An 8,101-nucleotide genomic window follows, 5' to 3' on the forward strand; every position below is an offset into this window, starting at 1 on the left:
GCCGGCCGCCGCCTTGCCGCCGGCCGTCAGGCCGCGGGTCTGCCGGGGGTCAGAGACCGCTGAGGCGTTGTCCCGCGCGGACGACCGCCATCGCGTGGCGTTCGCCGGGGCGGCGGCCGAGTCGTTCGATCGGACCGCTTATCGAGATGGACGCGATGACCCGGCCCGTCCGGTCCCGGATCGGCGCGGAGACGCTGGCCACCCCGGGCTCGCGTTCCGCGACGCTCTGCGCCCAGCCGCGCCGACGCACCTCGGCCAGCGTGCGGCCGGTGAACTTGCATCGCGGCAGCAGCGGCATGACCGCCTCCGGCGGCTCCCAGGCGAGCAGGATCTGGGCCGCGGATCCGGCCACCATCGGCAGCACCGACCCGACCGGCACCGTGTCGCGCAACCCGCTCGCGCGTTCGGCGGCGGCGACGCAGATCCGCTCGTCCGCCCGGCGCAAGTAGAGTTGGGCGCTCTCCCCGGTCGCGTCGCGCAACGCCGACAGCAGCGGCTCGGCCGCTGTCAGCAGCACGTCCGGGGCCGCGTTGGCCAGCTCGCCCAGGCGCGGCCCGGGCCGCCACCGGCCCTGGGTGTCCCGGACCAGCATCCGGTGGATCTCCAGGGCCTGGGCCAGCCGGTGCGCGGTCGCCCGGGGCAGCTTGGTCCGGTCGACTAGTTCGGCCAGGCTGGCGCCGTCGACACAGGCGGCGAGGATGACCACCGCCTTGTCGAGAACGCCGACACCGCTCATACTGTGTCCCACAAGCCGAAACATACCTCCCAGAATTTAGGATGTCCAGATGGTGGGAGTCACTCCCGAACAGGGGAAACCCAGGACCCTGGCCGAAAAGGTCTGGGACGACCATGTGGTGCGGTCCGCCGACGGTGAGCCTGATCTGCTCTACATCGACCTGCACCTGCTGCACGAGGTGACCAGCCCGCAGGCCTTCGACGGCCTGCGCCTGGCCGGGCGCAAGGTCCGCCGCACCGATCTCACGCTGGCGACCGAGGACCACAACACCCCGACGGGCTATGCCGATCCGGCCTTCAACACCCGCCGCGGCGACCTGATGACCATCCTCGACACCGTCTCGCGCACCCAGATCGAGACGCTGCGCAAGAACTGCGCCGAGTTCGGCGTGCAGATCCGCTCGCTCGGCGACCAGGACCAGGGCATCGTGCACGTGATCGGTCCGCAGCTGGGGCTCACCCAGCCGGGCACCACGATCGTCTGCGGTGACTCGCACACCGCGACCCACGGCGCGTTCGGCGCGCTGGCCTTCGGTATCGGCACCAGCGAGGTCGAGCACGTGCTGGCCACCCAGACGCTGCCGCAGGCCAAGCCCAAGACGATGGCGGTCGTGGTCAGCGGCGAGCTGCGCCCGGGCGTCTCGGCCAAGGACCTGATCCTCGCGCTGATCACGCAGACCGGCACCGGCGGCGGCAACGGCCACATCGTGGAGTACCGCGGCGAGGCCATCCGCAAGCTCTCCATGGAGGGCCGGATGACCATCTGCAACATGAGTATCGAGTGGGGCGCCAAGGCCGGCATGATCGCGCCGGACGAGACCACGTTCGCGTACCTGAAGGGGCGCGAGCACGCGCCGCAGGGCGCCGAGTGGGACGCCGCGGTCGAGTACTGGAAGACCCTGCCCAGCGACGAGGGCGCCGAGTACGACACCGAGATCCACATCGACGCCTCCACGGTCAGCCCGTTCGTCACCTGGGGCACCAACCCGGGCCAGGGTGCTGCGCTCGACGGCGTCGTGCCGGATCCCGAGGAGTTCGTCGAGGAGTCCGACCGCAACGCCGCCCGCCGCGCCCTGGAATACATGGACCTGGCCGCCGGCACCCCGCTCAAGGACGTCGCGGTGGACGTGGTCTTCGTGGGTTCCTGCACCAACGGGCGCCTGGAGGACCTGCGGGCCGCCGCCGACGTGCTGCGCGGGCACCGGGTGGCCGACGGCGTACGGATGATGATCGTGCCCGGTTCCTTCCAGGTGCGCGCCGCCGCCGAGGCCGAGGGGCTGGACAAGGTCTTCACCGACGCGGGCGCCGAGTGGCGTTTCGCCGGGTGCTCGATGTGCCTGGGCATGAACCCGGACACCCTGAGCCCGGGTGAGCGCGCCGCCTCCACGTCCAACCGCAACTTCGAGGGCCGGCAGGGCCGCGGTGGGCGTACCCACCTGGTCTCGCCGCAGGTCGCCGCCGCCACCGCCGTGGTCGGCAAGCTGGCCGCCCCGGCCGACCTCTGAGGGGGAGCAGCAACCATGGACAAGTTCACCACCCACGCCGGCACCGTGATGCCGCTGCGCCGCTCCGATGTGGACACCGACCAGATCATCCCGGCCGTCTACCTCAAGCGGGTCACCCGGACCGGCTTCGAGGACGGGCTGTTCAGCGCCTGGCGCGACGACCCGGCCTTCGTGCTCAACAACCCCGCGCACGCGGGCGCGACGATCCTGGTGGCCGGGCCCAACTTCGGCACCGGCTCCTCCCGCCAGCACGCCGTCTGGGCCCTGCGCGACTTCGGCTTCAAGGTCGTCATCGCGGCCCGCTTCGGCGACATCTTCCGCGGCAACGCCCTCAAGGAGGGTCTGCTGCCGGTCCAGCTCGACCAGAAAGCCGTCGAGGCGCTCTGGGACATGGCCGACAGTGAACCGGACAAGCGGATCACCGTGGACCTCGGCGAGCGCCAGGTGCGCGTGGACGACGCCGTCTGGACCTTCCCGATCGACGATTTCAGCCGGTGGCGGCTCATGGAGGGCCTCGACGACATCGGACTGACGCTGCGCCACGAGCAGATGATTACCTCGTACGAGAAGGATCGCCCCGGCTTCAAGCCGGTGGTCGTCTGAGGTCGTTTTCCTTGCTCTTGCAGGCTTTTTTGCCCCCGCCGGGTTCCCGGCGGGGGCAAAATCGTTGCGACACAACGGTTTTTTTTCATGCAGATGTTTGTGTCTGCTGGTCAGAGGGCATACGGTGCGCGCAGAATGGCTCGCATTGGGCCAGTTCTCACGTTCGGGAGGAAACCAGTGAACAAGGCAGAGCTCGTCGAGGCGCTCGCCGCCCGACTGGGGGACCGGAAGACGGCGACAGCGGCGCTGGATGCGGTCATCAGCGAGGTGCAGAACGCCGTTACCAAGGGCGATCGCGTTGCCATTACCGGTTTCGGAGTCTTCGAGAAGCGGGCGCGCAATGCCCGTACCGCGCGCAATCCGCGCACCGGTGAACCGGTGAAGGTGAAGAAGACGTCCGTCCCCGCTTTCAAGCCCGGAACCGGATTCCGGGAGATGGTCGCGAGCGGCAAGGTGGCCAAGGCGACCACCGCGAAGAAGACCACGGCGGCAGTGAAGTCCACCGCCACCAAGGCCACTCCGGCCAAGTCGACCGCCACGAAGACGGCGGCGGCAACCAAGACGGCGGCCGCCAAGAAGACGACCGCCACCAAGGCCACCCCGGCCAAGACCGCCACCAAGGCGGCCACGGCCACGAAGGCCACCGCCACCAAGGCGACGGCTGCGAAGTCGACCGCCAGCAAGGCGACGGCCACCAAGGCAACGGCGACCAAGTCGGCCGCCGCCAAGAGCACCCCGGCCAAGACCACGCCGGCCAAGTCGGCGGCGACCAAGTCGGCGACCACGGCCAAGGCCACGCCGGCCCGCAAGACGGCCGCCACCAAGTCGGCGACCGCCACCAAGTCGGCTCCGGCCAAGTCGGCCACCAAGTCGACCGCCACCAAGGCGGCGACGGCCACGAAGTCGGCCACCACCGCCAAGGCGGCACCGGCCAAGAAGGCGGCGACCAAGACGGCGCCGACCAAGGCCGCGGCCACCAAGTCGACGGCGGCCAAGAAGACGACCGCCGCCAAGAAGACGACGGCAGCCGTCCAGGCCACCCCGGCCAGCAAGGCCACGACCGCGCGTACCAGCTCGGCTCGTAAGACCCGCTGATCCAACGGGCCGTTCCGGCCCGCTCAGCGGCACGCTGAGGTACGAAGGGCGGCCACCCGTACGGTGGACGCCCTTCGCGTGTTCCGGCGCCACAGCGGCCCCGCGGCCTACGGTCCGCTCCATGGAGCGCAGACTCGTCAGCCCCCGTGGTCTCGTGAGCAGGTCACTGATCGCCGCGACCGTCTTCGCCGGCGCTGTCGTTCCCGGCTGGACCCTCGGCGACCTGGCCGAGCACTGGACCGGCTGGGGGCTGCTGGACTGGCTCATCACCTGTGGCTGGTGCGGCCTGGCCGTCCTCGTGCTCGGCCCGTACGGCTCCTACCGCCGCCGCGACGTGCTGCTCGGGATACTGCCGCTCTACGGCTGGTACGTGGCCAGCGTGCTGTCCTGGCGGGTCGCATTGCTGCCGCTGCGCGACTGGGAGCCCCGCGCCGACGAGCTGTGGCGGGCCCGCTGGCTCACCGGCGATCAGGTCGGCTACTGGCGTACGGACCCGCTGCCGGAGGACATCGAGCGCCGCGCGCGCGTCACCGGGCGGCCTAGATCCGGCTCAGTGCCAGGAGCCGTTCGCCGGACCAGGTGAGGATCCAGCCGGTGCCCTTCGGCGTCTTGTAGGGCTCGCGATCCTCGGCGCCGTCCAGCAACGCCAGGATCGACGGGATCACCTTGCCCTGGCTGCACACGGCCACCCGGGGGCCGTCGCGCAGCTCGGTCAGCCGGGCCGCGGCCACCTTGGCCCGGGCCGGCACGTCCTGCACGTCGGCGGGCTCGGCGAACGCCGCGTCCACCACGATCGGCAGGCCGAGTCGTTCGGCCAGCGGCTCGAGGGTCTGCTTGCAGCGCAACGGAGTGGCCGCGAAGAGCCGGCGCGGGGCGACGAGCGACACCACCAGACCCAGCGTCCGCGCCTCACCCCGGCCCTGCTCGTCGATCGGCCGCAGCGCGTCGTTGCCGTCGAACTCGCTGCGCTTGCCGGCGTGCGCGTGCCGGACCAGCGCCGTCACGGCGGTGACCGGTGGCAGCGCGGCGACGTGCTCGACCAGCCGGCGGTCGTCCGGATAGGTCAGCTTCGCGAGCGCGTCGGCCGGCGACAGCCACACCACGGTGTCCACCTCGGTGGGGTCCATCGGGTCGTCGGCGGGGCCCTCCGCGGCGCGCATCAGCCAGAACTCGACCGTCTTGGGCCCGCCGTCGGGCAGCGTGTAGCTCACCTCGGGCAACCGCAGCTGCGGCTCCCCGTGCACGCCGGTCTCCTCCTGCACCTCGCGCACCGCCGCCGCCAGCGGGTGCTCGTCGCCGTCGAGCTTGCCCTTGGGCAGGCTCCAGTCGGCGCGGTACGGCCGGTGCACGACACAGATCTCGATGCCGTCCCCGGCCGGTCGCCAGAGGACGCCGCCGGCGGCCCGGACCGGTTCGGTCGTCAATTCAGCCCGCCTTGCCGATGACCCGGCGCAACAACGCCTCCTGCAGGTGGATGTGGTTTTCCGACGGCGAGAACGTACGGCGGTGCCAGGTGCCGTCACCGGCCAGGTCCCAGCCCTCGCTCTTGTCGCTCATGGACAACTCCAGCACATTGCGCAGATCCTCCTGCGCGGAGGGCAGGGTCACCCGGACCAGCGCCTCGACCCGGCGGTCCAGGTTGCGGTGCATGAGGTCGGCCGAGCCGATCCAGTACTCCGCGTCGTCGCCCACGCCGAACCGGAAGACCCGGGAGTGCTCCAGGAACCGGCCGACGATCGAGCGGACCCGGATGTTGTCCGACAGCCCCGGCACGCCCGGGCGCAGCGCGCACATGCCCCGGATGACCAGGTCGATGCGGACGCCGGCCTGCGAGGCGCGGTAGAGCGCGTCGCAGGTCTCCTCGTCGACCAGCGAGTTCACCTTGAACTGGACCAGGGCGTCGCCGCCCGCGCGGGCGATCTCGGCCTGCTCCTCGATCCGCTCGATCAGGCCGGCCCGGACCCCGTGCGGGGCCACCAGCAGCCGCCGGAACGCGGTCTGCCGGCTGTAGCCGGTGAGCACGTTGAACAGGTCCGTGACGTCCGCGCCGATCTCCGGGTCGGCGGTGAGCATGCCGAAGTCCTCGTAGAGCCGGGCCGTCTTCGGGTGGTAGTTGCCGGTGCCGATGTGGCAGTAGCGGCGGATCTGGTTGCCCTCCTGGCGTACCACCAGGGAGGTCTTGCAGTGCGTCTTGAGACCGACCAGGCCGTAGACCACGTGGCAGCCGGCCCGCTCCAGGGTGCGCGCCCAGGCGATGTTGGCCACCTCGTCGAAGCGGGCCTTCACCTCCACCAGCACCACCACCTGCTTGCCGGCGGCCGCGGCGTCGACCAGGGCGTCCACTATCGGCGAGTCACCGCTGGTGCGGTACAGCGTCTGCTTGATGGCCAGCACGTTGGGATCGGCGGCGGCCTGCTCGATGAAGCGCTGCACGCTGGTCGAGAACGAGTGGTACGGGTGGTGCACCAGGATGTCGCACTCGCGCAGCCGGTTGAAGACGCTGCGCGGCACCTCGCCGTCGGCCAGCTGCGGGTGGGTCGACGGGACGAACGGCCGGTCCTTGAGGTCGTCGCGGTCGCACTCGCCGAAGACCTGCCACAGCCCCGACAGGTCGAGCAGGCCGGGCACCCGCAGCACGTCCTGGCTGTCCATCTCCATCTCGCGGGTGAGCAGGTCGAGCACGTGGTCGCTGATCGAGGCGGCCACCTCCAGGCGCACCGGCGGGCCGAACCGGCGCTGGGCCAGCTCGCGTTCGAGGGCCTGCAGCAGGTCCTCGTCGCGGTCCTCGTCGACCTCCAGCTCGGCGTTGCGGGTGACCCGGAACAGGTGCCACTCCAGGATCCGCATGCCGGAGAAGAGCTGGTCCAGGTGCGCGGCGATGAGCTCCTCGACGGGCAGGAAGCGTGCCCCGCGGCTGTCGTTCTGCACCGTGACGAAGCGCGGCACGTTGTTGGGCACCTTGATCCGGGCGAACAACTCGTTGCCGCTGCCGGCCGGGTCGCGCAGGGCGACGGCCAGATTGAGCGAACGGCTGGAGATGTACGGGAACGGGTGCGCCGGGTCGACCGCGAGCGGGGTCAGCACCGGGAAGACCTGCTCGCGGAAGTACGTCCGCAGCCGCTCGCGTTCCGGCGCGTCCAGCTCGCTCCAGCTGACCAGCTCGATGCCCTCGGCCGACAGCTTGGGCCGGACCTCCTCGCCGAAGCAGGCGGCGTGCCGGGTGACCAGGTCGGCGGCCCGCTCGGTGATCATTTCGAGCTGGTGGCGCAGCGATGAACGGTCGCCGCCGCGCATCGGCAGCCCGGCCTTGAGCCGGCGCTTGAGCCCGGCCACCCGGACCATGTAGAACTCGTCCAGATTGCCGGCGAAGATGGCCAGGAACTTCGCGCGTTCGAGCAGCGGGGTGCTGGGATCCTCGGCCAGGGCGAGCACCCGGGCGTTGAAGTCGAGCCAGGACAGCTCCCGGTTGAGGAAGCGGTCCTCGGGCAGCTCGGGGAGGCCGGAATCGGTCTCGGTGGGGTCCGGCGCGGTGTCGGCGGTGGTCACAGCGGGCTCCGTCGGCTCGGTGTCGGTCTGCTCGGCGCGGGAGAGGAACCGCCCGTCGGAGCCGCGGCGGCGAGCCGCGGGGGGCACGGTCGTGTCGGGTGTCCGGGGCGGGGTGGTCATGACTCCATCATTGCCCGTCCAGGGTGAACGGGAAATGAACGAAGCTCACCTGATTCCGGGAAGTTCGACCTTGGTGACGGTGCCGTCCGGCCCGGCGGAGATCGTCAGGCGCTGCCCGAGGCGCAGCAGCCGCAACCCCGAGGCCTCGAACGCCGCGGCCGGGAAGGACAGCTCACTGCCGTCGTCCAGCAGCAGCGTGCCGCTGCGGCTCTGAGCGTCGAAGGTCGCAACGGTCCCCTGCATGCCCCAGACGCTACCGGTGCGAGCGCCCGGCCACACCCGAGGTGCCGCACTCGGCGATGAGTCCGAGATCACGCAGCAGCGCGCAGGTGTGCTCACCCGCGCCGAGGGCCAGGACCGTCCGCAGGTCGTCGGCGGTGTCCACGTCCTGCCGCAGTCCGGGCCAGGCCCCGAGCAGCGGCTGAGCCAGGGAGGCGGCGTGCGCCGCGGCCGAACCCACCCCGAAGTGCGGATCGAGCGCGGTGCCGGCCGCCGCG

At 71.1% G+C, this 8,101-nt stretch carries 7 protein-coding genes and 2 pseudogenes; 4 read left to right on the forward strand and 5 right to left on the reverse strand.

The annotated features are described in order from the left end of the window. Positions 1-49 precede the first annotated feature (49 nt). The gene (locus AB0C29_RS22870; protein ID WP_023561932.1) at positions 50-736 is read right to left on the reverse strand and encodes an IclR family transcriptional regulator; all 687 of its coding nucleotides are present in this window, start codon (positions 734-736) and stop codon (positions 50-52) included. 49 nt (positions 737-785) lie between these two features. Here AB0C29_RS22870 and leuC point away from each other — a divergent pair, with 49 nt between their 5' ends. The 4 genes and pseudogenes from leuC (at position 786) to AB0C29_RS22890 (ending at position 4,521) form a co-directional block, all read left to right on the forward strand. Continuing rightward, positions 786-2,240: a 3-isopropylmalate dehydratase large subunit gene (leuC, locus tag AB0C29_RS22875; protein WP_360823376.1), complete on the forward strand. Its 1,455-nt coding sequence runs from the start codon at positions 786-788 to the stop codon at positions 2,238-2,240. A 15-nt stretch (positions 2,241-2,255) separates the two neighbouring features. After that, a complete protein-coding gene (gene leuD / locus AB0C29_RS22880) occupies positions 2,256-2,843 on the forward strand; it encodes a 3-isopropylmalate dehydratase small subunit (protein ID WP_360823379.1) in 588 nt (195 codons plus the stop codon). Positions 2,844-3,020: 177 nt separating this feature from the next. After that, positions 3,021-3,794, forward strand: a pseudogene (locus tag AB0C29_RS22885) (HU family DNA-binding protein); the annotation flags it as partial. 265 nt (positions 3,795-4,059) lie between these two features. Further along, a complete protein-coding gene (locus tag AB0C29_RS22890; RefSeq protein ID WP_360823381.1) occupies positions 4,060-4,521 on the forward strand; it encodes a hypothetical protein in 462 nt (153 codons plus the stop codon). Here AB0C29_RS22890 and AB0C29_RS22895 read toward each other — a convergent pair. From AB0C29_RS22895 to AB0C29_RS22910, 4 genes and pseudogenes are all read right to left on the reverse strand, one after another. Next, the gene (locus AB0C29_RS22895; RefSeq protein WP_360823384.1) at positions 4,478-5,362 is read right to left on the reverse strand and encodes an NUDIX hydrolase; all 885 of its coding nucleotides are present in this window, start codon (positions 5,360-5,362) and stop codon (positions 4,478-4,480) included. The genes AB0C29_RS22890 and AB0C29_RS22895 overlap by 44 nt on opposite strands. Position 5,363: 1 nt before the next feature. Then, positions 5,364-7,604: an RNA degradosome polyphosphate kinase gene (locus AB0C29_RS22900; RefSeq protein WP_360823387.1), complete on the reverse strand. Its 2,241-nt coding sequence runs from the start codon at positions 7,602-7,604 to the stop codon at positions 5,364-5,366. 45 nt (positions 7,605-7,649) lie between these two features. Beyond that, positions 7,650-7,847 carry a cold-shock protein gene (locus tag AB0C29_RS22905; protein ID WP_360823390.1) on the reverse strand — a complete coding sequence of 66 codons (198 nt, stop codon included), beginning with the start codon at positions 7,845-7,847 and terminating at the stop codon, positions 7,650-7,652. A gap of 10 nt (positions 7,848-7,857) precedes the next feature. After that, positions 7,858-8,101: pseudogene (locus AB0C29_RS22910) on the reverse strand (2-phospho-L-lactate guanylyltransferase); the annotation flags it as partial.

This window comes from Actinoplanes sp. NPDC048791 (assembly GCF_040650095.1).
GTDB lineage: Bacteria > Actinomycetota > Actinomycetes > Mycobacteriales > Micromonosporaceae > Actinoplanes.

Excerpts from the sequence above, each read along its gene's own strand:
- AB0C29_RS22870 (WP_023561932.1), bottom strand. The coding sequence starts at position 736 with ATGAGCGGTGTCGGCGTTCTCGACAAGGCGGTGGTCATCCTCGCCGCC.
- leuC (WP_360823376.1), top strand. The coding sequence starts at position 786 with ATGGTGGGAGTCACTCCCGAACAGGGGAAACCCAGGACCCTGGCCGAA.
- leuD (WP_360823379.1), top strand. The coding sequence starts at position 2,256 with ATGGACAAGTTCACCACCCACGCCGGCACCGTGATGCCGCTGCGCCGC.
- AB0C29_RS22890 (WP_360823381.1), top strand. The coding sequence starts at position 4,060 with ATGGAGCGCAGACTCGTCAGCCCCCGTGGTCTCGTGAGCAGGTCACTG.
- AB0C29_RS22900 (WP_360823387.1), bottom strand. The coding sequence starts at position 7,604 with ATGACCACCCCGCCCCGGACACCCGACACGACCGTGCCCCCCGCGGCT.
- AB0C29_RS22905 (WP_360823390.1), bottom strand. The coding sequence starts at position 7,847 with ATGCAGGGGACCGTTGCGACCTTCGACGCTCAGAGCCGCAGCGGCACG.